Consider the following 23730-nt stretch of genomic DNA (forward strand, 5'->3'; position numbering starts at 1 on the left):
GAGAGCCGGATAATGGCCGACAACACCGTGAATTCGCCAGCACCAGGGAGCTGGATTGAACGTCGTTTTGCACTGCATACGCGCGGCAGTACCGTGCGTACCGAGTGTCTGGCAGGTCTTACCGGTTTTCTCGCCGCCGCCTATCTACTGGTGGTCATCCCGGGACTGCTGGCCGTGGGCGGGATGGATAAAGGCGCGGCGACCACGGGCACGATTTTAGTGTTTGTGGCCGGTACGCTGCTGATGGCGTTCTACGCCAACCTGCCGTTTATTGTCGGGCCGGGCATTGGTGGCTCGGTGCTGGTCGGGGTGACGCTGGCGGGGAGTGAAGGCATCGGCTGGCAAATTGGCCTGGGCATTGCCTGCTGGTCGGGGATTTTGTTCTTTCTTCTCACCCGCTTTGGCCTGCGTGAAGTCGTGACCCGCTCCGTACCACAGTCCATCAAGCTGGGACTCACCGCCTCTATCGGTCTGTTTGTCGCCATACTCGGCTTCCGCAATGCCGGGCTGGTGCTGGCCAACGCGAAAACCAACGCGCTGATGCTGGGGGATTTCCTGTCACCCGGCGCGCTGGTGGCGCTCGCCGGCCTGTTCCTGGCCATTGCCCTGCAGGCGCGCCGTATTCCGGGTGCCATTTTGTGGGCCATTTTGTTTGCCACCCTCGTGGGCATTCCAATGGGGGTCACAAAACTTCCCGCCAGCTTCATCGATATGCCCCACTCGCTCACGCCGGTGCTGGGCCACATCGACATGCTGGGCGCACTGAACATTGCCTTCCTGCCGTTCCTGTTTGTCTTTTTTGCCTCTGAGTTTTTCTCCACCATGGGCACCACGCTGGCGGTTGGCGGCGAAGCCGGGCTGCTGGATGAAGAGGGCAATATGGCCAATATCAATCGTCCGTTTATGGTGGACTCCATTGCCGCCGCGCTCGGCCCGTGGGTGGGCATTCCTGCCGCCACGGCGCTGATTGAATCCTCGGCGGCCGCGGAAGCGGGCGGGAAAACCGGCATGACGGCGCTGGCTGCCGCGTTCATGTTCCTGCTGATGCTGCTGTTTACCCCCGTTGCGCTGATGATCCCGAAAGAAGCCACTGCGCCCGCCCTGATCCTGATCGGTCTGAACATGTTCAGCGGCCTGCGGAAGGTGGATCTGGCGAACTTCACCGACGGGCTGCCGGTGCTGATGATGGTGATGATTACGCTTATTGCCAACAGCTTCGGGACAGGTATTGCAGGAGGGCTGCTGTTTTACGTTGTGATTAAAGCGATTGCAGGAAAATGGCGAGAAATCCCTGTTGGACTTTGGATCCTCGCCATCCCGCTGGTCTATTACTTTGCCACGCTGGTGAAGCATTAATCCTTGCGCTGTTGCCGTGTCGGGCTTTGACCATACTCGTAATGGCCATAGCCCGCGCGGTAATAAAGCGCAGCCGATTTCACCACGTCATTCAGCACGGTACCGTTGATACGCGCGCCCGTTTGTTGCAGACGCTTAATGCTGTTTTCCATCTCTTTAAGGCTGGTCTTGCCAAAGCGGGCGACCAGTATTGAGGTTGCCGCCACCGGGGCAGCCACTGCGGCATCGGTAACGGCGAGCACCGGCGGCGTATCAAGGATCACAAGGTCATAATGTTCATCCGCCCACGCCATTACCGCCCTGAAGCGTTCGCTCATCAGCAGTTCCGCAGGCCTTAGCGGAACCGGCCCGCAGGTCAGTACATCAATATTGCCTTTTTCATAGCGCTGAATCGCCTCCAGACACTCGCACTGCCCGCCAAGTACGCCGGACAGTCCGGTGTGGTTCTTCAGGCCAAACACGTTGTGGACATACCCTTCGCGCATATCCGCATCGATGAATAACACCCTGAGCCCGGCCTGTGACTCAACCGCGGCCAGCGAGGTGCTGACAAGCGTTTTTCCGCAGTCCTGCGTGGGGCCTGAAATCATGACGATTCGGTTAGCGGCTTCCTGCAGCGTGAAATGCAGGCTGGTGCGCAGCCCCCGAACGGCCTCGACAAAAATATCCGCAGGCTGGTCAACGGGTAGAAAGGGCACATCGGTGATCCTGTGTTTCCAGCGCGTGCCAAACGCTCGTCTTCTTCGCAGGTTCGTTTTTTTCCACAGCCACAACGAACGCGGCAAGGTAGCCATCACCTGTACTCCCAGCCCTTCAAGCTCCTCAGAGGTGTTGATGCCGCGCCGCAGCGCAATGCGGACCAGCACCAGCCCCATCGAGCACATCAGCCCCAGCAGGATGCCAGCGACGATAATCAGCGGCTTTCGTGGCTTAACGGGATCGGGCTGCGTGACCGCGCTGTCGATAATGCGCACGTTGCCGATGGCGCTGGAACGAGAAATGTTCAGCTCCTGCTGGCGGGTGAGAAGCTGCAGGTAGATGGTGCGCCCGGACTCCACGTCCCGACTGAGGCGCAAGATATCCTGTTGGGTGGAGGGCATGGCTGAAATACGCTGATTCAGGCGGACCTTTTCCTGCTCCAGCGTCTGACGTTTTTCACGCAGTGCGCGATAGTTCGGGTGCTCTTTCTTAAATAACTGCGAGATTTCCGCTTCACGAAACGTCAGCTCGTTAAGCTGGTTTTCAATATTCACGATCTGCTCGAGAGCCGATTTCGCTTCAAGCGAGAGGTCAACCGAATCCCGCTGTTTGCGATACTGGTTCAGCCGCTCTTCGGCCAAATCCAGGTCGTTTCTGATTTTGGGTAACTGCTGCTGCAAAAAGGCAAGGCTGCGGGAATCCTGCGCTTCCTGGCGGGCAATGTTCTGCTGCAGATAAATGTGGGCTATTCGGTTGAGGACATTCGCAATATGCTCAGGATCGCGACCGGTCAGGGATAACGCCAGCACGCCGCTCTGCCGGGCAGACTCAGCCACGTTGAATTGTGTACTTAGGTCGTTAATTGCCTCCAGACGGGTCTTGGTCTGGAGTGTAAAACGCGTGTCTGGTGAGGCATTAAGCGTCTTAACCAGCAGGGAAACCCCCTCCTTTTCAAGCGCTATTCCTTCCCTGCCCTCGGCGTAAAAATTGTCCCCCTCCAGCCGGTACGCGCCTTTTCCCAGCACGGTAAGCACAAGAGTGCGTGGTTTTCCCTCAACCGGAGAGATCTGAAGCCAGCTCAAGGTTAAGTTGGCGGGCTTTTGGCCCTGCAAACGCGCCCACAGGCGTCCCACAACAGGGAGAGTGCGCTCAGTCACATGATGGGTTAAGCCCAGTGCGTCTACCGTGGCGCCCAGGATCATGCGCGATTTCAGCAGGAGAATTTCGGGCTCAACATCGGGAGACAGTTCACTGCTGAACTGGCTTAAGTTCTTGAGCAGGCTGTTATCCTGTTTTCCTTCTACCTGGATTAAGGCATCAGCGCGGTAAACGGGCGTGGCCAAAAAGGCATACAGCCCCGCAAGCAGAGTGAAAACGAGCGTCATCGTTAAAATAACTGCGCGGTGATCGAGCATCTCGCCGAAGAGACGGACGAGATCAACTTCGTGATTTTCAGGTGCTGCTGCACCGTAACTGTCTGTGGTATATGACGACATTAACGCTTCATTCCTTTTTGACTCAACCGATGCGCCCATTCCTGACTGGCTTTTCCCAACAGCCCAAAAACATAGTCAAATGCTTCACGGCTCTTACGATAGGGATCGGGAATATCCTGCGGCTCAAGCCATTGTCCAAAGAGCAGTGATTTGCCGCGAATTTCCGGGGCCATGGCGGAGATAAAGCGAAGATGGGCAGGCTCCATCACCAGAATAAGATCCGATTCCCGCATCAGCTGCGGGGTGAGCTTGCGCGCGCGATGCCCTTCGAGTGAGATCCCGTGTCGCCAGGCCACCTCCCGGGCAACGACATCCGCCGGGCTTCCTTCTAGCCCAAATATGCCTGCCGACGTTATCCGCTTTCCCGGTATTCGCTGGCGCAGCAGCCGCTCTCCTATCGGTGAGCGGCAAATATTTCCTGTGCATACCACTAAGATGGAGTCGAACATTATTGCGGCCACTGTCTGATGTAACGAACCGTTTCGGTCAGGTCATGAACGCCAGTGATGGTCGGCACAAGCTGAGTGATGACGCGATTCCAGCGCGACAGCGGTGCCGTGGTGACATAGACAATGTCGTAGGGCTCAAGCTGAAACTCGGTGCCCAGCACCATCGCGGAGGCATCCCGGGCATTAAGCTGATAAACGTTGGCGATTTTTCCCGCATCCTTGTCTTTTCTGACAGAGCGAATGACGAAAATGCCCGTCGCATCGGCCATGTCCTGATTTAAGCCGCCCGCGTTGCTCAGCGCTTCTGCAAGGGTCATCCCGCTCCTGTCCATCTTCAGCGTGCTCTGCTTAATCACTTCGCCCATCACAAAGACTTTCAGCGCGTCATTACGCGGAACAAACAGGATGTCACCGGGATAGAGCAACTTATTCTGCGTCAGGTCACCGTGCTGCATCAGCGCGTAAAGAGAGAGGCGCGAATCTTTCCCCTCATGAGTGAGCACTACATTGCGCCAGTCAGCGTCGGCGGACAGTCCCCCCGCCGCGTTGACGGCATCCATTACCGTCAGAGGGATATTGGTAATCGCCTGCTGGCCGGATTTGGCGACCTCTCCGGTGACATAGGCTTTTTGGGAACGGAAAGCGGCCACGCTGACATCCACCTGCGGGCTTTCGATGACGCTATCCAGGCGCGCGGCAATCTCTTCCCTGACTTCAGAGACCGTTTTTCCTGCAACAGGGAGTTTGCCGATATAGGGATAAAAGAGCGTACCGTCCGCATTCACCCAGTTACCGGTGTCGCTGGCGCTGCGATATTGCCCGGCCGGGGTCGTCAGTTCAGGGTGATCCCAGACGGTGACGGTTAAAATATCCCCACTTCCGATACGGTATTCCCAGTTTCTGACCTGCTCATCCAGCTTAGGATTTGGCTGAGATTTCGCGATGGCAGGGCGCAGTTTCTCTATCAGTGAAGGGGTAAGAGGATAAAGATCCACGCGCTTATCTAAATTAGTATTGTCATCTCCGGACGCGATAATATTTTTCCCCGATGAGCTTAATGTTTGCCCAGGAGAAAATACACAGCCCGTTAACTGACTTATCGCCAGGAATATTACAGATAATGCCGTTGTGTTTTTCATTAGAATAAATTTATCATTCATGGTCGCAACAAACGCGTAACAGGCAATCCATAAGAATCACCCACTTTTTCAATGTACTGTTTTTAAAGCAATTATATAAAAATACACATCATCGAATGATGTATGGAAATAACTGAAGGACCGAAACGGTGTAGAATAAAAATTAAACCGCCCCGCTTTTTAAGTTTAAAGCGGCTTTTAATAAAATGCATGTATTTCAGCTCAAAAAATTATAGTAAAGCTGTATTTTCAGATTTAATTAAAAAAAACATTACTGCGCTGAATTAGTCTTAGCAAAAAACATTCATAAATAAAATAGAATTAACCGTTTGCACTACCCAAAACCGTCCACTTTTGTTACATTTTTTTTCGAACAGACTCTGCTGTGATACTTAAAATAGACCGTCTGCCCTATCATCAACACAACAGCAGGCTGAGAGTATCTGTAACGATATCACTGGAGAAAAAATGGCTAAGCGTAAATTGCTGCTACTGGGTGTATTACTGTCTCTGGCGGGATCCGCATTTGCTGCCCCGCAAACGGCCGCGGCGCCGTCCGGCATCAAGGCCTATGAGGAACAAGAGTTCATCGCGGATTTTACGAAGTTTAAAATTGGCGACACAGCGCCAGCGCAGTATCAAACGCCTGAGTACACCATCAAACAGTACCAGTTGCGTAACCTTCCGGCCCCGGATGCGGGAACTCACTGGACGTATATGGGCGAAAACTACGTCCTGATTGGCGATGCAGACGGCAAAATCTACAAAGCCTACAATGGAGATATCTTCTATCATCGCTGATACCCTCCAGGTTCGTCCCTGGCAGGAAAGTGACCGCCCTTTCCTGCGCACGCTCTTCCTCCACGCCCGGCGCGAAGCCTGGCCCTGGCTGGACAGCTCAGACTGGCAGCTTGAAGATTTTGATGCGGCAACCCGTGACGAAGTGATTTGGGTTGCTGTTCAGAACGGCCATCGTCTGGGTTTTGCCTCCGTCTGGGCGAACGATAATTTTCTGCACAACCTGTTTGTTGACCCGCAGTATCAAAGCCTCGGGGTCGGGCATGTGCTCCTGGAACAGGTGCAGAAGACGTTTACCAGTACGGGTTCGCTTAAGTGTCTGGTGAAGAATGCGCGGGCTATCGCGTTTTACCAACGGCATGGCTGGCACATTGAGGCGACGGGGGATTCTCCTGATGGAGAGTACTATCTGATGCATTATCGGCTTGGGTAAAGTCAGGTGGCGCTTCGCTTACCTGACCTACAAAAACAAACTTCGTAGGCCGGGTAAGGCAAAGCCGCCACCCGGCAATCCAGCGTTGGGGATTTACACCGCGCGGAACGCGATTTCCCCTGGGATGATTTCGCCCTGCCAGTAAAGCTGCGCCGCAACGCGACCCGCCAGCTGACGATACATCTCTGCAAATTCGCTGTCCGGACGGCTGACGACCGTCGGCTTTCCGCTGTCCAGATCTTCACGCAGGGTAATGTGCAGCGGCATCTGACCCAGCAGCTGGGTGTGATACTTCGCGGCCAGTTTTTCTGCCCCACCGGTACCGAAAATAGGCTCGTGGTGACCGCAGTTGCTGCAGATGTGCATGCTCATGTTCTCGACGATACCGAGCACCGGCACTTCCACCTTCTCGAACATCACGATGCCTTTTTTGGCGTCGATCAGCGCGATATCCTGCGGGGTCGTCACAACAACCGCGCCCGTGACCGGGATGTTTTGCGCCAGCGTCAGCTGAATATCACCGGTACCCGGCGGCATATCCAGCACCAGATAATCCAGATCCGGCCACATCGTCTCCTGCAGCATCTGCAGCAGCGCTTTGCTGGCCATCGGGCCGCGCCAGACCATGGCGTTATCGTCAGTCACCAGGTAACCGATGGAGTTAGTGGCCAGACCGTGGGCCATAATCGGCGCCATGTGGGTGCCGTCCGGCGAGGTTGGACGCTGGTTTTCCGCGCCCAGCATGTTCGGAATAGACGGGCCGTAGATATCGGCATCAAGAATACCGACCTTTGCCCCTTCCGCTGCCAGCGCGAGCGCCAGGTTTACAGCCGTGGAGGATTTACCCACCCCGCCCTTGCCTGAACTCACGGCAATGATGTTTTTTACGCCGTTCACGCCAGGCTGGTTTTTCACGCGCTTCAGCGTGGCGATACTGTGGCTCAGCTTCCAGTCAATCGCCTTCGCGCCGGTGATGCGCAGCAGCTCCGAACTGGTTTGCTCTTTCAGCGCGTCAAAGGCGCTGGTCCAGACGAACGGCATCTGCAGCTCAACGTGCAGCGTATCGTCCAGCCAGGCGACATGGTGTAACGCTTTCAGCGTAGTGAGATTGTGCTTCAGGGTTGGATGCTGAAAGTTAGCCAGCGTCCCGGCGACCATTGCTCGTAAGGCTTCCGGTGATTTGGCCTGGGATTGAGAACTCATCCCGACTCCTTTGTTCTTGTGAATAAGACCTTAGAAGAACAAGTTTACCTGAAAGGCCGTGGTTTGTGCTTACTTAATAATGCCCCTTTTGGTAATATCAAAAACCCTTTTCACAGTTAAAAGAAGTAATGCCTACTATGACTCAAGTCGCGAAGAAAATTCTGGTAACGTGCGCACTGCCGTACGCCAACGGCTCAATCCACCTCGGCCACATGCTGGAGCATATCCAGGCTGATGTCTGGGTCCGTTACCAGCGAATGCGCGGCCACGAGGTTAACTTCATCTGTGCGGACGATGCCCACGGCACGCCGATCATGCTGAAAGCGCAGCAGCTGGGGATTTCCCCTGAGCAGATGATTGCCGAAATGAGTCAGGAGCATCAGACCGATTTTGCTGGCTTTGACATCAGCTATGACAACTATCACTCCACGCACAGCGACGAAAACCGCGAGCTGTCGGAGCTGATCTACACCCGTCTGAAAGAGAACGGCTTTATTAAAAACCGCACTATCTCTCAGCTGTACGATCCGGAAAAAGGCATGTTCCTGCCGGACCGTTTCGTCAAAGGCACCTGCCCGAAATGTAAATCCCCGGACCAGTACGGCGATAACTGCGAAGTGTGCGGCGCGACCTACAGCCCGACCGAGCTTATCGAGCCGAAGTCCGTGGTTTCTGGCGCAACGCCTGTGATGCGTGACTCCGAGCACTTCTTCTTCGATCTGCCGTCCTTCAGCGAAATGCTGCAGGCGTGGACCCGCAGCGGCGCGCTGCAGGAGCAGGTGGCGAACAAAATGCAGGAGTGGTTCGAATCCGGTCTGCAGCAGTGGGATATCTCCCGCGATGCGCCGTACTTCGGCTTTGAAATCCCGAACGCGCCGGGCAAATATTTCTACGTCTGGCTGGACGCGCCAATCGGCTACATGGGCTCCTTCAAGAACCTGTGCGACAAGCGTGGCGACACCGTCAGCTTCGACGAATACTGGAAGAAAGATTCCACGGCCGAGCTGTATCACTTCATCGGTAAAGATATCGTTTACTTCCACAGCCTGTTCTGGCCGGCGATGCTGGAAGGCAGCAACTTCCGCAAGCCTACCAACCTGTTCGTGCACGGTTACGTGACGGTCAACGGCGCGAAGATGTCCAAATCTCGCGGTACGTTTATCAAGGCCAGCACCTGGCTGAACCACTTCGACGCGGACAGCCTGCGCTATTACTACACCGCGAAGCTCTCTTCCCGCATCGACGATATCGACCTGAACCTGGAAGATTTCGTGCAGCGCGTGAACGCGGACATCGTTAACAAGGTGGTCAACCTGGCTTCCCGTAACGCGGGCTTTATTGCCAAGCGTTTTGACGGCGTGATGGCGGCTGAACTGGCTGACCCTGCCCTGTACAAAACCTTTACCGACGCGGCAGCCACCATTGGCGAAGCCTGGGAAACCCGCGAGTTCGGCAAAGCGGTGCGTGAAATCATGGCGCTGGCCGACCTGGCAAACCGCTATGTGGACGAGCAGGCACCGTGGGTGGTGGCGAAACAGGAAGGTCGCGATGCCGATCTGCAGGCCATCTGCTCTATGGGCATCAACCTGTTCCGCGTGCTGATGACGTATCTGAAGCCGGTTCTGCCGCAGCTGGCAGCCCGTGCTGAAGCGTTCCTGAACACCGAACTGACCTGGGATGCCATGGCGCAGCCGCTGCTCGGCCACAAGGTGAACACCTTTAAAGCGCTGTACAACCGCATCGAGATGAAGCAGGTTGAAGCCCTGGTGGAAGCCTCTAAGGAAGAGGTGAAGGCGGCTGCGGCACCGGTTACCGGCCCGCTGGCAGACGACCCGATTCAGGAAACCATTACCTTTGACGATTTCGCCAAAGTCGACCTGCGCGTGGCGCTGATCGAAAACGCGGAATTCGTGGAGGGTTCTGACAAACTGCTGCGCCTGACGCTGGATCTGGGCGGCGAGAAGCGTAACGTCTTCTCCGGCATCCGTTCTGCGTATCCGGACCCGCAGGTGCTGATTGGTCGTCAGACCGTGATGGTCGCCAACCTGGCACCGCGCAAAATGCGCTTCGGCATCTCTGAGGGGATGGTGATGGCCGCGGGCCCTGGCGGGAAAGATATCTTCCTGTTAAGCCCTGACGAAGGCGCGAAGCCTGGCCAGCAGGTGAAATAACAAAAAAGCCGGAGATAATCTCCGGCTTTTTTTATGGCATTTTGTTTTCTCCCTCTCCCCGTGGGAGAGGGTCGGGGTGAGGGCATCAGGCCGCCCCCATTCCGCAATCACCCCTTCGGATGATGCACCCGGTGGGTCAGCCCGCGCAGGAAATTACGCAGGAACTGGTCGCCGCACTCGCGGTAATTTTTGTGGTCCGGCGCGCGCATCATAGCGGTCACTTCCGGCACGGATACGCGGTATTTTTGCTCCGTCATAATCGCCACGATATCGTCCGTTTTCAACGAGAACGCGATGCGCAGCTTTTTCAGCACCGTGTTGTTGTTCACCCGACGCTCCAGCGCCAGCTCTGGCGCTTCCGGATCTTTGCCGCGCTTGTCGTAGATCAGGCCGTTCAGGAAACCCGACAGAATGATGTCAGGGCAGCGAACAAAGCCCTCTTCGTCTTCTTTGGTCATCCAGGTGTCGAAACCGGCAGACGTGGATTCCATGTCCGACAGCGCAAGAATGCGCACCATGTCGTTATTGTTTGCTTTCAGGGTGTAGCGCAGGCTACGAAGAATATCGTTACTTAGCATAGAGCCTTCGAATGTCGATGATGCAATGGCGCGCAGTGTACCAGTTTTACAGCCCAATCGCCTCTTTCAAACTCTTCAGGTAGCGGCGGCTGACCGGGACGGTTTGCCCCGCGCGCAGCACCAGCTCGGCCTGGCCGTTATCTTCCAGGCGGATCTCCTTCAGGTGCGCCATATTGACCAGATACTGACGATGACAGCGGATCAGCGGCGTGCGGCTCTCCAGCGTGCGCAGCGTCAGCTCGGTAAACCCTTCGTTCCCTTCCGCGCTGGTGACAAATACGCCGCTCAGGCGGCTGCTGACAAACGCCACGTCATCCATCTGCAGGAGGTAAATCCGGCTGTGCCCGGTACAGGGAATAAACTTCAGCGGCTGCTGGTTTTCCGGCAGCAGCGTAACGTCCTGTGCGGTTCGCTCCTGGCGCAAGCGGGCGAGCGTTTTTTCCAGACGCTTCTCTTCAATTGGCTTGAGTAAATAGTCAAACGCGTGCTCCTCAAAGGCCTTAACGGCATATTCATCAAACGCCGTCAGAAACACGATGTAGGGGCGATGCTCAGGGTCGAGCATGCCGACCATCTCCAGCCCGCTGATTCGGGGCATCTGAATGTCGAGGAACAGCACGTCCGGGCGCAGCTTGTGAACCGCGCCAATGGCCTCAATGGCGTTCGCGCACTCTCCCACAATCTCTATATCAGGCTGCTCCTGCAGCAGAACGCGCAGGTTTTCCCGTGCCAGCGGCTCGTCATCCACAATCAGCACTCTTAACATGCGTTTTCCTCCAGCGGCAGTCGTACGGTAATACGGGTAAATCGGTCTGGCTCACAGGCGACGGTAATGCCGCAGTCATCGCCAAAATGGGCGCGCAGGCGTTTATCCACCAGGCTCATCCCTAAACCGCCGGAGGCGGAAGGCTGATATAGCCCGGCATTATCTTCAATATCCAGCACCAGATGGTGGTTGAAACGGCTGGCGGCGATGGTTATCTCTCCTGTTCCGAGAAGCTGTGACGTGCCGTGTTTAATGGCGTTCTCGACAATAGGCTGCAGGGTAAAGGCCGGAAGATGCTGATACGCCAGCTCGTCCGGAACGGAAAGCGAGACCTGCAGGCGCGACTGGAAACGCGCCTGCTCAATCTGAAGATACGCATTTACGTGCTCGATCTCATCGGCGAGGGTGACGATCTCCGACGGCCGCTTCAGGTTTTTGCGGAAAAAGGTCGACAGAAACTGCACCAGCTGCGCGGCCTGATCGCTGTCGCGGCGGATCACCGCTTTGAGCGTGTTGAGGGCATTAAACAGGAAATGCGGGTTAACCTGGGCATGCAGCAGCTTAATCTCCGACTGCGTCAGCAGCGCTTTCTGCCGTTCATACTGCCCGGCGAGAATTTGCGCGGACAGCAGCTGGGCGATCCCCTCCCCCAGCGTGCGGTTGATCGAGCTGAACAGACGGTTTTTCGCCTCATACAGCTTGATGGTGCCCATCACCCGCTGATTTTCCCCGCGTAGCGGAATCACCAGCGTAGAGCCCAGCTTGCACTGCGGATGCAGCGAACAGCGGTAAGGCACTTCGTTACCGTCGGCATACACCACCTCGCCGGTTTCAATGGCGCGCAGCGTATAGGCTGAAGAGATGGGTTTACCCGGCAGATGGTGATCGTCCCCGGTGCCGGTAAAGGCCAGCAGCCGCTCGCGGTCGGTTATTGCCACCGCGCCGATGTCCAACTCCTTGTAGAGCACCTGCGCGACCTTCATGCTGTTCTCTTCGTTAAACCCCTGGCGCAGGATCCCTTCGGTCGACGCGGCGACCTTCAGCGCCGTGGCGGAAAAGGCCGAGGTGTACTTCTCAAACATGGCGCGCTTGTCGAGCAGAATACGCATAAACAGCGCCGCGCCCACGGTGTTGGTCACCATCATCGGGGCGGCAATACTGCTGACCAGGTGCAGCGCATCTTCAAACGGACGGGCGATCAGCAGAATGATCGCCATCTGCGCCATTTCGGCCACAAAGGTGATCGCCCCGGCGGTAATCGGGCTAAAAACTTTATCCGGCCGGCCGCGCTTAATCATGTAGCTGTGCACCAGGCCGCCGAGCAGCCCTTCCACGATCGTTGAGATCATACAGCTCAGCGCCGTCATCCCGCCCATGGAATAGCGATGCAGCCCTCCGGTTAAGCCGACGAGGCCACCGACGACGGGACCGCCGAGCAGCCCGCCCATCACCGCGCCTATGGCGCGCGTATTGGCAATAGAGTCTTCGATATGGAGCCCAAAATAGGTCCCCATGATGCAGAAAATGGAGAAGGTGACGTAGCAGAGCAGCTTATGCGGCAGACGTACGGTGACCTGCATCAGCGGGATAAACAGGCGCGTTTTACTCATCAGCCAGGCAATGACAAGAAACACGCACATCTGCTGAAGCAACAGCAGCACCAGATTAAACTCGTACATACTCAAAACCGCACACGCTAAAAACGCGTAACATACACCGATGCGGCTCAACTTTCTTTGAAGCATCCCAAAAAAGCGCAAAATCGTGTCCGTTATCACACCTTTTTCAGAACATCGCATACGCTTCGCATTATTTGTGCAAAAAACAATCAATTCTTCCTGGTTCAGCAAAGTGGGTCTACAGTTAAGCTGGGGACGCGTAAGCCAGGGGGCGAATATGGCGCTTTACACGATAGGTGAAGTGGCACTCCTTTGTGATATCAATCCCGTTACCCTACGGGCGTGGCAGCGACGGTACGGATTGCTTAAACCGCAGAGAACGGACGGCGGGCATCGCCTGTTTAACGATGCCGATATCGACCGGATCCGCGAGATCAAAAGCTGGATCGACAACGGGGTGCAGGTCGGTAAAGTAAAGTCCCTGCTCAGCCACGACGACCCTGACACGCAGCACCGCTGGCGCGAACAGCAGGAAACCCTGCTGCGGCTCCTGCAGGCGGGCAACCTGCAGCGTCTGCGCGCATGGATAAAAGAGCAGGGCCGCGAGTATCCGGCACAGACCCTGATCAGCCATCTTTTTATTCCGCTCCGTCGACGCCTGCAGTGCCAGCAGTCCACCCTTCAGGCGCTGCTCAGCCTGCTCGACGGGGTGCTGATCAACTATATAGCCGTCTGCCTTGCCTCGGCAAAGAACAAGGCCGGAAAAGATGCGCTGGTGGTCGGCTGGAACGTGCACGATACCACCCGCCTGTGGCTGGAAGCGTGGATCGCGACCCAAAAAGGCTGGCGCGTGGATGTCCTGGCACACTCCCTGGCGCAGCTTAAGCCCGAATTTTTCGACGGCCAGACCCTGCTGGTTTGGTGTGGCGAAGTGCCGTCCGCCTCGCAGCAGCTGCTGCTGACGCAATGGCGAGAAAATGGTTATCCGGTTTATTCCCTTGGCCCGGATGAGCCATAACGGCATTTAATGGTTCATTAACACCTGCGCTTCACCGTATAATTGCTCCGTTAACAACAGGAGCACATGATGAAGGCAACCAAACTGGCCATTATTACCCTTTTTGTCCTGATGGCCGTGAGCGGTATCGGCGGCGTGATGCTGGCAGGATACTCGTTTATTGTTCGCGGCGGTGTCGGCTGAGGTACTGTGCCAGCCGCTCAAAAACGCGATCGACGACGATAGCCGCCAGCGCGACCAGAACCGCTCCCTGCACGATGTAAGCCGTATTAAACCCGCTCAGGCCGATAATAATCGGCGTTCCCAGAGTACTGGCGCCGACCGTAGACGCAATGGTCGCCGTCCCGATGTTAATAATGACCGACGTGCGGATCCCGGCAATGATGACCGGTGCCGCAAGCGGCAGTTCAACCTTGCGCAGCCGCTGGCCGCGACTCATCCCCATCCCTTCTGCCACGCTCAGCACTGACGCCGGTACCGCCGCGAGGCCCGCCAGCGTGCCCTGCAGCACCGGCAATACGCCGTACAGAATCAGCGCAATAATGGCGGGCTGCTGGCCAAAGCCCATCACCGGAACCGCTATCGCCAGCACCGCCACCGGCGGAAACGTCTGTCCAATGGCCGCAATCGTCTCTACCAGCGGACGAAACTCCCGGCCCGCAGGCCGCGTGACCGCGATGCCAGCGCCTGTACCCAGCACAACCGCAATGGCGCTTGAGAGCGCCACCAGCCAGAGATGCGCCAGGGCGAGATTAACAAAGCTCTCCTGCTGATATACCGGCCGCGGCAGCCCGGGAAAAAGGGCGTTAAACAGCGGCGCGCTGTGCGGCATCAGAACCAGTAAGGCAACAAAGAGCGCTACCAGCCAGAGGAGCGGATCACGCAGCGCCTTCACGCGTCACCTCCCCTGCCAGCAGGTCGCGAAAGTGTAAGGTTCCGCACGGCGCCCCGCGGGCGTCCGAAACGGGCAATACCTCGCACTGGCGCGCGACGAACGCGGAGAGGGCATCCCGCAGGCTCATCTGCTCCTGCAACGGTTCGCCGCTCGCCGGCACCTCTTCGCGACGCATATAGTCGCTGACCGTCCGCAGGGAGAGAAGCCTGACGCCCAGCTCGCTGCGGCCAAAAAACTCGCGCACAAAGTCGTTCTTCGGCCATGTTAATAGCTCAAGCGGCGAGCCCTGCTGCACCACCTCGCCGTGATCCATCAGCACCAGATGGTCGGCCAGGCGCAGGGCTTCATCAATATCGTGCGTCACGAGAACGATCGTGCGTCCGAGAATGCGGTGAATGCGGGTCATCTCCGCCTGCAGCGCTCCGCGCGTCACCGGATCCAGCGCGCCGAAGGGTTCATCCATCAGCAGTACCTGCGGATTGGCCGCCAGCGCGCGCGCCACGCCCACGCGCTGCTGCTGCCCTCCGGAAAGCTGGTGCGGATAGCGGTCTCGCAGCGCGGGCTCGAGCCCCAGCAGAGACATCAGCTCATCAACGCGGTCAGCGATTTTAGCCCGCGACCATTTCTCCAGCTGCAGCACGGTGGCAATATTCTGCGCCACCGTCCAGTGGGGAAACAGGCCGATAGACTGAATGGCATACCCCATCCGACGGCGCAGCTCCAGCACCGGCAGGCTGCGGATCTCCTCTCCGGCAAAGCGGATCACCCCGCTGTCGTGCTCAACCAGCCGGTTGATCATCTTCAGCGTGGTGGATTTTCCCGACCCGGAGGTGCCAATCAGCACGGAAAACGCGCCTTCGGCAAAGTTCAGGTTCAGATGGCTCGCCGCCGGACGGCCGGCAAAGGTTTTACTGACATCATGAAATTCAATCATTGGCTCTTCTCCTGAGCAGCGCGAGCCATAAGGCAAACAGCGCGTCGACGACAACCGCCAGCGCAATCGTGGGAACCACGCCCAATAACACCAGATCCAGGGCGCTGCTCAGCAGTCCCTGGAACACCAGCGCGCCAAAGCCACCCGCGCCAATCAGCGCCGCAATCACCGCCATGCCGACGGTTTGTACCGCCACCACCCTTAGGCTTCGCAGCAGCAGGGGCAGCGCCAGCGGCAGCTGAATCTTCCAGAAACACTGCCGCGCGCTCATTCCCATCGCATGGGCGCTTTCCAGCACATCCGGCGCGACCTGGCTTAAGCCCGCGACCACGCCGCGCACCAGCGGCAACAGCGCGTACAGCACCAGCGCGATCAGGGCGGGCGTTAACCCCGTTCCGGCTATTCCAAGCGTTCCCAGCACCGGAAACGATTTCACCAGCCCGGCCAGAGGCGCAATCAGCAGACCAAACAGCGCGACGGAGGGAATGGTCTGGATAACGTTGAGCACGGCAAAGACCCCGCCCTGACGTGAAGGATGGCGATAGCACCACATGCCCAGGGGTATCCCGAGCAGAAGCGCCGGAAAGAGCGTGCCGAAGAGAATCGTCAGATGCTGCGCCAGGGCGTCATCAAACACCTCCTGACGGTTGGCGTACTCTTTTAACAGCGAAAGATTGTTCAGCTCACCGCTGAACAGCAGGAATAATGGAATACACCATATCTGAGCGTTGAGCACCCAGCGCCAGACGGCGCTGGAGATGAGTCGACGAATGGCATCGCTGCAGGCCAGCAGACATAGCGCCAGCCACAGCCAGAGGCCGCTGCCCACCGTGGTTCTCGCCAGCGGGCTTTCCGCCGACGCCATATGCGTTGCCGCCTGCCCGGCGCCCCAGAAGAGGATGATAAACAGCCCTTCAGCGAGGAGCAGCGTCAGCCACTGCGCCGTGCGCCCTTGCCAGAGCGATAGCGCAACCCACGCGCCCAGCGCCGCCGCCAGCCACCACGGCGTGAACGCCCACACTTCCCAGAGATAGCGCCCTTCCCCTGACATCAGGCGGTTAGGGGCAACATTCACAAACGGCAGCGCGACTGCCGCAATGGCCACGCAGGCCAACAGCAGCAGTACGCGGTTATGACATTTTATTGGCACAGCCCTTTCCCGTTACTTCACAAGCCCTTGTTGTTTCAGGAAGTCGGCGGCCACTTTTTTGGCATCCAGCCCCTCGACGGCAATGCTGGCATTCAGCTGCTGCAGCGTTTTTTCATCCAGCTTCTCGAAGACCGGCTTAAGCCAGTCGGCAATCTCCGGATACGCTTTCAGCACCGCCTCACGCACGACCGGGGTCGGAGCGTAAATCGGCTGTACGCCCTTCGGATCGGTCAGGGTTTGCAGGCCAAGCGCCGCCACCGGGCCGTCGGTACCGTAGGCCATGGCCGCGTTAACGCCAGAGGTTTGCTGCGCCGCCGCCTTGATGGTTACCGCGGTATCCCCGCCCGCCAGAGAGAGCAGCTGCGGCTGGTCGAGCTTGAAGCCGTAGGCTTTTTCAAACGCGGGCAGCGCGTCAGGACGCTCGATAAACTCCGCGGACGCCGCAAGCTTAAAGTCGCCCTTCTCTTTCAGATAGCGGCTGAGATCCGCAAGCGAGGTCAGCTTACCTTTCTCCGCCACGTCCTTGCGCACCGCAATAGTCCAGGTATTGTTGGCCGGGGCCGGAGTCAGCCAGACCAGCTTGTTCTGTTCCGCGTCGAGTTTTTTGACTTTCTCATACCCGGCGTTGGCGTTTTTCCAGGCCGGATCGTTTTCATCTTTGAAGAAGAATGCGCCGTTGCCGGTGTATTCCGGGTAGATATCCAGCTCGCCGGAGGTAATCGCGCCGCGTACGACGGGCGTGGTGCCGAGCTGGACTTTATTGACGGTTTTCACGCCGTGGCTCTCCAGCACCTGCAAAATAATATTGCCGAGCAGCGCGCCTTCGGTATCAATCTTTGAGCCCACTTTTACCGGCTCCGCCGCCTGTAGCGGCAGGCTCAGCGCCGCCAGCAGCACCGCCGATCCCAACATCCCCTTTGCAATCGTCATTCTACTATCCTCATTTTTTTGCTGCCTTTTTCAGAGGCTTGAGAGAAAAGCGTAGCTTAAAACGGCGGGATTAACCGTCAAAATGCCTTTTTAGCATAAGGTAAGACGCCTCCCCGCAGGACGGGGGAGGCAAAGGAAGGAAAGGTTACAGCAGCTCGAACTCGCCTTTATTCACGCGGGCGGAATCCACGCCGATAAAGACGTTAAACTTGCCCGGTTCCGCATCGTATTTCATCTGCTGGTTCCAGAACTTCAGCGCATCCACGTCAATCGGGAAGCTGATGGTTTTGGTTTCGCCAGGTTTCAGAGTGACTTTCTCAAAGCCGCGCAGCTGTTTCACCGGACGGCTCATGGAGGCCGTTACGTCCTGAACGTACATCTGGATAACCGTCGCCCCTTCGCGCTTGCCGGTGTTAGTCACCTCAACGCTGGCGGTGACGTTACCGTCACGCTTCAGGGTCGGTGCGGACATTTTCACGTCGGAGACCTTGAAGGTGGTGTAGCTCAGGCCGTAACCAAACGGATACAGCGGGCCGTTGGCTTCGTCGAAGTAGCGCGAGGTGTACTTGTTCGGCTTGTCGGCGTTGTACGGGCGACCGGTGTTCAGGTGGCTGTAGTAAACCGGGATCTGCCCGACGGAGCGCGGGAAGGACATCGGCAGCTTGCCGGACGGGTTGTAATCACCAAACAGCACGTCGGCGATGGCGTTACCGCCTTCGGTACCGGCGAACCAGGTTTCCAGAATGGCATCAGCCTGCTGATCTTCTTTCACAAGCGCCAGCGGACGACCGTTCATCAGCACCAGCACCAGCGGCTTGCCGGTGGCTTTCAGGGCGGCGATCAGATCGCGCTGGCTCTGCGGGATCGTGATATCGGTACGGCTGGAGGCTTCGTGCGCCATCCCCTGCGCTTCGCCCACGACCGCGACAACGACGTCAGACTGCTTCGCGGTATTCACCGCCTCGTCGATCATCTCCTTCGGCGTGCGCGGATCGACCTTCACCGCTTCCTCGTACTGGTTGAGGAAGGTGACGATGTCTTTATCGTTGGTAACGTTCGCCCCTTTGGCGTACACCACCTTCGCGTTATCACCCACGGCACTTTTAATACCGGTCAGCACGGTCACCGACTGGTCGGCCACGCCTGCGGCAGACCAGCTGCCCATCACGTCGCGCTTGCTGTCGGCCAGCGGGCCCACCACGGCAATGGTGCCAGATTTTTTCAGCGGCAACGTGTCGAGGCGGTTTTTCAGCAGCACCAGGCTTTCGCGCGCCACGTCACGCGCCTCTTTGCGGTGCAGACGGCTTTCGGCGTTGGTGTCCGCCGGGTCAGAATCCTTCGGACCCAGGTGGCTGTATGGATCGTTAAACAGCCCCATGTCGTATTTCACGTTCAGCACGTGGCGCGCGGCATCGTCCAGCTCCGCCATCGTGACCTTGCCGCTCTTCACCAGCCCCGGCAGGTATTTGCTGTAGTACTCGTCGCTCATGCTCATGTTGATGCCGGACTTGAGCGCCACGCGCACCGCGTCTTCCGGGTCGGAGGCCGTGCCGTGTTTGATCAGCTCTTTAATCGCCCCGTGGTCAGAAACGGTAATGCCCTTGAAGCCCCACTGGTCGCGCAGCACGTCTTTCAGCAGCCAGGAGTCAGACGTCGCAGGCGTGCCGTTCAGCGAGTTCAGCGCCACCATCACCGCGCCGCTGCCCGCATCCAGCCCAGCCTTGTAGGGCGGCATGTAGTCGTTGAACAGGCGCTGCGGGCTCATGTCGACGGTGTTGTACTCTTTCCCGCCCTCCACTGCGCCATAGGCGGCGAAGTGCTTAACGCTGGTCATCACCGAGTAGCGGTCTGCCGGGCTTTTGCCCTGCATCGCTTCCACCATGGTTTTGCCCATCGTGGAGGTTAAATACGTATCTTCACCAAAGCCTTCCGAGCCGCGGCCCCAGCGCGGATCGCGCGAGACGTCCACCATTGGCGCCCAGGTCATGTTCAGGCCGTCGTCCGCCGCTTCATAGGCGGACACGCGCCCGACGGTTTTCACCGCGTCGAGGTTAAAGGAGGAGGCTAAGCCGAGACTAATCGGGAAAACGGTACGCTGGCCGTGCACCACGTCATAGGCGAAGAACAGAGGAATTTTCAGGCGGCTGAGATCCATCACCTGATCCTGCATCTTGCGGATATCCTGGCGAGTGACGGTATTAAAGATGGCGCCCACCTGCCCGTCTTTGATCATCTCGCGGATGGCCTCTTTCGGGTTATCCGGGCCGACGCTGATAAGACGCAGCTGGCCGATCTTCTCATCGACCGTCATTTTCTTGAGCAATTCCGTGACAAACGCGTCCCGCGCTTCAGGCGTGAGCGGGTGATTGCCAAACAAATCCTCTGCCAGCGCAGGTTGCAGCGCCAGGCTGACGGCGACACCTACAGAACATAGCCATTTCATGTCGTTTTACTCTCTCATCAATAACCGCCGGAAGATCTCGGCCAAACCGTGCGAAAAGCGCAGTGTGCCACAAACCCTCTGAACGTTGCAGGGTTATTCTCTGATTTTTCTCGTGAATACTCGACCGCTTAACAGTTAATCGCGCTATGCTTTACAGCGAGAAATTTGCCCCACCACAAGGAGTGGAAGATGTCTTCTGTTCGAACAAACGATAACACGACTTTTATTAACGAACTGTCGCGCCTGGTTGGCTCCTCTCACCTGCTTACCGACCCGGCCAAAACCGCCCGCTACCGTAAGGGTTTCCGCTCCGGCCAGGGCGAAGCGCTGGCGGTGGTTTTCCCCGGCACGCTGCTGGAACTGTGGCGCGTGCTGAGCGCCTGCGTCGCCGCCGACAAAATTATTTTAATGCAGGCGGCCAACACCGGCCTGACTGAAGGTTCAACGCCGAACGGCAACGATTACGATCGTGACATCGTCATTATCAGCACCCTGCGCCTCGACAAGCTGCACCTGCTGGATAAAGGCGAGCAGGTGCTCGCGTTCCCCGGCACGACGCTCTACTCCCTGGAAAAAGCGCTTAAGCCGCTGGGCCGTGAGCCGCACTCGGTGATCGGTTCCTCCTGCATTGGCGCCTCGGTGGTCGGTGGGATCTGCAATAACTCCGGCGGCTCGCTGGTGCAGCGCGGTCCCGCCTACACCGAGATGTCGCTGTTTGCCCGCATTGACGAAAACGGCAAGCTGACGCTGGTTAACCATCTGGGTATCGATCTGGGCGTGACGCCGGAGCAGATCCTCAGCAAGCTCGACGACGATCGCGTGAAGGACGAAGACGTTCAGCACGACGGGCGTCATGCGCACGACCATGATTACGTGACCCGCGTGAGGGATATCGACGCCGATACGCCGGCGCGTTACAACGCCGACCCGGATCGCCTGTTTGAATCCTCCGGCTGCGCGGGCAAGCTGGCCGTTTTTGCGGTGCGTCTCGATACCTTCCCGGCAGAGAAAAAGCAGCAGGTGTTTTACATCGGTACCAACCAGCCTGAGGTTCTGACGGAGATCCGCCGTCATATTCTGGGTGAATTCACCCACCTTCCGGTGGCCGGCGAGTATATGCACCGGGACATTTACGACATCGCCGAGCGCTACGGCAAAGATACCTTCCTGATGATCGACAAGCTCGGCACCGACAAAATGCCGTTCTTCTTCACCATGAAGGGCCGCACCGACGCGATGCTGGAGAAAGTGTCGCTGTTTAAACCCCACTTCACCGACCGTTTTATGCAGAAGCTGGGCAACGTTTTCCCGGCGCATTTACCGGAGAGGATGAAAACCTGGCGCGACAAGTACGAGCACCATCTGCTGCTGAAAATGGCCGGGGACGGGATCGCCGAAGCGCAGACCTGGCTGAGCGAATTCTTTAAAACCGCCGAAGGGGATTTCTTTGCCTGTACGCCTGAAGAGGGCAGCAAGGCGTTCCTGCACCGCTTTGCCGCCGCAGGCGCTGCCATCCGGTATCAGGCGGTGCATTCCGAAGAGGTGGAAGATATTCTGGCGCTGGATATCGCCCTGCGACGCAACGATACCGAGTGGTTTGAACACCTGCCGCCGGAAATCGACAGCAAGCTGGTACACAAACTCTATTACGGCCACTTTATGTGTTACGTCTTCCATCAGGACTACATTGTCAAAAAAGGGGTCGACGCGCACGCGCTGAAGGAGCAGATGCTCGCCCTGCTGCACGAGCGTGGCGCACAATATCCTGCAGAACACAACGTTGGGCATCTTTATAAAGCCCCTGACGCACTTAAGCAGTTTTATCGCGAGAATGACCCTACAAACAGCATGAATCCCGGCATTGGTAAAACAACGCGGAATAAATACTGGAAAGAAAGTGCTGATACGGAGCAGCAGATTACGCAAGCGTCTGATTAATTCCTACAGCCAAATTTGAGAGATTGTTTAGCGCTCCTTAATCATTATAGAGTAACTGCCTGTCGCCGGAGAAACGTTTCTCCGGCTTTCTATAACGAGGAGCGGGCACATCATGTCGGCTATTGACGTTTTATCCGAGACCGAACTGGAAGTGCGCGATGCCCTTCCCGATGATGTGCACGCCATCGCCGCCATCTATGCCTGGCATGTGCTTCACGGACGCGCGTCATTTGAAGAAGTCCCACCCACCGTCGATGAAATGCGTCATCGTATGAAAAGCGTGGCTGAGAACGGTTTACCGTGGCTTATCGCGCTGTATCGCGGCATCGTGGTGGGCTATTGCTACGCCACCCCTTACCGTCCGCGACACGCCTACCGCTATACCCTGGAAGAGTCGATTTACGTGGATGCCAGCATCACCGGACGCGGTTTTGGTTCGGCGTTACTGTCCGCGCTGATTGAACGCTGCGAACAAGGCCCGTGGCGGCAGATGGTTGCCGTAGTGGGTGATGGCAATAATAATTCCGGCTCGTTGCGGCTGCATAAAAAACATGGCTTCGAGATTGTCGGCCAGCTGCGCAGCGTGGGATATAAGAAAGGCGACTGGCGGGATACGGTGATTATGCAGCGCCCGCTCAACGACGGGGACTGGACGCTGCCGGAGTAAAAGCAAAACGGTAACCTGGGTTACCGTTTTTTTAGTCTTTTCTCCCTCTCCCTGTGGGAGAGGGTCGGGGTGAGGGCATCAGCGCGCAGAGGAGGCTCAGTCGTTCTGCGCCGTCGCCATCTGTTCCGCTTTCTGCTTTTTATACGTCAATGCCGCAGCCGGAACGGGCTGCACTTTCCCGGTCTCAATCCAGGTACGCAGACGGCTGGCATCGGCAAAGTGCGTGTATTTGCCAAAGGCATCCATCACCACCAGCGCCACCGGCTTACCGTTAAACACGGTGCGCATCACCAGACAGTGTCCTGCCGCGTTGGTAAAGCCCGTTTTCGTTAACTGAATATTCCAGTTATCCCGGTAAACCAGATGGTTAGTATTGCGGAACGGCAGCGTGTAGGCCGGGTTCGCAAAGGTCGCCATCTCTTCACGGGTGGTACTGAGCTGTCCAATCAGCGGGTACTGTTTGCTGGCTATCAGCAGTTTCGTCAGATCGCGGGCCGTGGAGACGTTGTTGATCGACAGACCCGTCGGCTCAACGTAATGCGTATTGGTCATCCCCAGCGCTTTGGCTTTTGCGTTCATCGCACGGATAAAGGCGTCGTAGCCGCCCGGATAGTGGTGCGCCAGGCTCGCCGCAGCGCGGTTTTCAGACGACATCAGCGCCAGCAGCAGCATATTTTTACGGCTGATTTCGCTGTTCAGACGCACGCGGGAGTAGATCCCTTTCATCTCCGGCGTGTGGCTGATATCCACTTTCAGCTTTTCGTCCAGCGGCAGATGGGCATCAAGCACCACCATCGCGGTCATTAATTTGGTAATCGAGGCGATCGGGCGCACCAGGTCCGGGTGACTGGCGTAAATCACCTTATTGGTGTTGAGATCAACAATCATCGCGCTGCCGGACGCAATTTGCGGCTGGGCAGCGGCGGCGGTCACCGCGGGCGTTTTGGCGACGGCCGGCACGGCAGCGGACGCACCCAGCAGCAGCGCCAGGCTAAGTAAAGAGACTCGGAATTTCAGCATGGTGAGACTTCTGATAATTATTCACGCA

21 protein-coding genes are annotated in these 23730 nt (G+C 57.4%); 8 read left to right on the plus strand and 13 right to left on the minus strand.

Annotated elements, in window-relative coordinates; translation table 11 throughout:
- Positions 1 to 12: 12 nt before the first annotated feature.
- A complete protein-coding gene (locus tag ABR39_RS08145) occupies positions 13 to 1356 on the plus strand; it encodes an NCS2 family permease (RefSeq protein ID WP_047346530.1) in 1344 nt (447 codons plus the stop codon).
- On the opposite strand, the gene ABR39_RS08150 is transcribed toward ABR39_RS08145, so the two are convergent.
- The 3 genes from ABR39_RS08150 to ABR39_RS08160 are packed head-to-tail and all read right to left on the minus strand — an operon-like array spanning position 1353 to position 5139.
- Complete coding sequence (locus ABR39_RS08150; protein ID WP_047346531.1) at positions 1353 to 3551, minus strand: polysaccharide biosynthesis tyrosine autokinase; 2199 nt, start codon at positions 3549 to 3551, stop codon at positions 1353 to 1355. The genes ABR39_RS08145 and ABR39_RS08150 overlap by 4 nt on opposite strands.
- Entirely contained in the window at positions 3551 to 4000 is a 450-nt protein-coding gene (locus ABR39_RS08155; RefSeq protein WP_047346532.1) for a protein-tyrosine-phosphatase, read from the minus strand. The genes ABR39_RS08150 and ABR39_RS08155 overlap by 1 nt, the downstream gene beginning before the upstream one ends.
- A complete protein-coding gene (locus ABR39_RS08160) occupies positions 4000 to 5139 on the minus strand; it encodes a polysaccharide export protein (protein WP_047346802.1) in 1140 nt (379 codons plus the stop codon). Before ABR39_RS08160 ends, ABR39_RS08155 begins: the two co-directional genes overlap by 1 nt.
- Before the next feature lie 468 nt (positions 5140 to 5607).
- Between ABR39_RS08160 and ABR39_RS08165 the strand changes: the two genes are divergently transcribed.
- Entirely contained in the window at positions 5608 to 5940 is a 333-nt protein-coding gene (locus ABR39_RS08165) for an RcnB family protein (protein ID WP_023336316.1), read from the plus strand.
- On the plus strand, positions 5915 to 6370 hold the full coding sequence (locus ABR39_RS08170; protein WP_047346533.1) for a GNAT family N-acetyltransferase: 456 nt from the start codon (positions 5915 to 5917) through the stop codon (positions 6368 to 6370). Before ABR39_RS08165 ends, ABR39_RS08170 begins: the two co-directional genes overlap by 26 nt.
- Positions 6371 to 6463: 93 nt before the next feature.
- On the opposite strand, the gene apbC is transcribed toward ABR39_RS08170, so the two are convergent.
- Complete coding sequence (gene apbC / locus ABR39_RS08175) at positions 6464 to 7573, minus strand: iron-sulfur cluster carrier protein ApbC (protein WP_047346534.1); 1110 nt, start codon at positions 7571 to 7573, stop codon at positions 6464 to 6466.
- A gap of 137 nt (positions 7574 to 7710) precedes the next feature.
- Here apbC and metG point away from each other — a divergent pair, with 137 nt between their 5' ends.
- Positions 7711 to 9744, plus strand: coding sequence for a methionine--tRNA ligase (metG, locus tag ABR39_RS08180; RefSeq protein ID WP_047346535.1), 2034 nt, complete (start codon positions 7711 to 7713; stop codon positions 9742 to 9744).
- Between the two features lie 107 nt (positions 9745 to 9851).
- Here metG and ABR39_RS08185 read toward each other — a convergent pair whose 3' ends face one another.
- From ABR39_RS08185 to ABR39_RS08195, 3 genes are read right to left on the minus strand one after another with little or no spacing between them, the layout of a single operon-like run.
- The gene (locus ABR39_RS08185; RefSeq protein WP_047346536.1) at positions 9852 to 10322 is read right to left on the minus strand and encodes a DUF1456 family protein; all 471 of its coding nucleotides are present in this window, start codon (positions 10320 to 10322) and stop codon (positions 9852 to 9854) included.
- A 46-nt stretch (positions 10323 to 10368) separates the two neighbouring features.
- A complete protein-coding gene (btsR, locus tag ABR39_RS08190; protein ID WP_047346537.1) occupies positions 10369 to 11088 on the minus strand; it encodes a two-component system response regulator BtsR in 720 nt (239 codons plus the stop codon).
- On the minus strand, positions 11082 to 12767 hold the full coding sequence (locus tag ABR39_RS08195) for a sensor histidine kinase (RefSeq protein ID WP_047346538.1): 1686 nt from the start codon (positions 12765 to 12767) through the stop codon (positions 11082 to 11084). Before ABR39_RS08195 ends, btsR begins: the two co-directional genes overlap by 7 nt.
- A 217-nt stretch (positions 12768 to 12984) precedes the next feature.
- Here ABR39_RS08195 and mlrA point away from each other — a divergent pair, with 217 nt between their 5' ends.
- Positions 12985 to 13725 carry an HTH-type transcriptional regulator MlrA gene (mlrA, locus tag ABR39_RS08200; RefSeq protein WP_047346539.1) on the plus strand — a complete coding sequence of 247 codons (741 nt, stop codon included), beginning with the start codon at positions 12985 to 12987 and terminating at the stop codon, positions 13723 to 13725.
- A 69-nt stretch (positions 13726 to 13794) separates the two neighbouring features.
- Positions 13795 to 13908 (plus strand): protein YohO, encoded by a 114-nt coding sequence (locus tag ABR39_RS25385; protein WP_008500895.1) that lies wholly within the window; start codon positions 13795 to 13797, stop codon positions 13906 to 13908.
- Here ABR39_RS25385 and ABR39_RS08205 read toward each other — a convergent pair.
- The 5 genes from ABR39_RS08205 to bglX form a co-directional block, all read right to left on the minus strand.
- Positions 13883 to 14620: an ABC transporter permease gene (locus ABR39_RS08205; RefSeq protein WP_047346540.1), complete on the minus strand. Its 738-nt coding sequence runs from the start codon at positions 14618 to 14620 to the stop codon at positions 13883 to 13885. The two genes, ABR39_RS25385 and ABR39_RS08205, sit on opposite strands and share 26 nt — an antisense overlap.
- Positions 14604 to 15554: an ABC transporter ATP-binding protein gene (locus ABR39_RS08210; protein ID WP_047346541.1), complete on the minus strand. Its 951-nt coding sequence runs from the start codon at positions 15552 to 15554 to the stop codon at positions 14604 to 14606. The genes ABR39_RS08205 and ABR39_RS08210 overlap by 17 nt, the downstream gene beginning before the upstream one ends.
- Positions 15547 to 16704 carry an ABC transporter permease gene (locus ABR39_RS08215; RefSeq protein WP_047346542.1) on the minus strand — a complete coding sequence of 386 codons (1158 nt, stop codon included), beginning with the start codon at positions 16702 to 16704 and terminating at the stop codon, positions 15547 to 15549. The genes ABR39_RS08210 and ABR39_RS08215 overlap by 8 nt, the downstream gene beginning before the upstream one ends.
- A gap of 12 nt (positions 16705 to 16716) precedes the next feature.
- On the minus strand, positions 16717 to 17634 hold the full coding sequence (gene osmF / locus ABR39_RS08220) for a glycine betaine ABC transporter substrate-binding protein OsmF (RefSeq protein ID WP_047346543.1): 918 nt from the start codon (positions 17632 to 17634) through the stop codon (positions 16717 to 16719).
- A gap of 145 nt (positions 17635 to 17779) precedes the next feature.
- Complete coding sequence (gene bglX, locus ABR39_RS08225; protein WP_047346544.1) at positions 17780 to 20077, minus strand: beta-glucosidase BglX; 2298 nt, start codon at positions 20075 to 20077, stop codon at positions 17780 to 17782.
- Between the two features lie 189 nt (positions 20078 to 20266).
- Here bglX and dld point away from each other — a divergent pair, with 189 nt between their 5' ends.
- Positions 20267 to 22015 (plus strand): D-lactate dehydrogenase, encoded by a 1749-nt coding sequence (gene dld, locus ABR39_RS08230; protein WP_047346545.1) that lies wholly within the window; start codon positions 20267 to 20269, stop codon positions 22013 to 22015.
- 112 nt (positions 22016 to 22127) lie between these two features.
- The gene (locus ABR39_RS08235) at positions 22128 to 22682 is read left to right on the plus strand and encodes a GNAT family N-acetyltransferase (protein ID WP_047346546.1); all 555 of its coding nucleotides are present in this window, start codon (positions 22128 to 22130) and stop codon (positions 22680 to 22682) included.
- A gap of 96 nt (positions 22683 to 22778) precedes the next feature.
- Here the strand turns inward: ABR39_RS08235 and pbpG are convergent, their stop codons facing one another.
- The gene (pbpG, locus tag ABR39_RS08240; protein WP_023312453.1) at positions 22779 to 23702 is read right to left on the minus strand and encodes a D-alanyl-D-alanine endopeptidase; all 924 of its coding nucleotides are present in this window, start codon (positions 23700 to 23702) and stop codon (positions 22779 to 22781) included.
- Positions 23703 to 23730 lie beyond the last annotated feature (28 nt).

It is taken from the genome of Enterobacter genomosp. O (assembly GCF_001022965.1).
In the GTDB taxonomy this organism is placed as follows: Bacteria; Pseudomonadota; Gammaproteobacteria; order Enterobacterales; family Enterobacteriaceae; genus Enterobacter; species Enterobacter cloacae_L.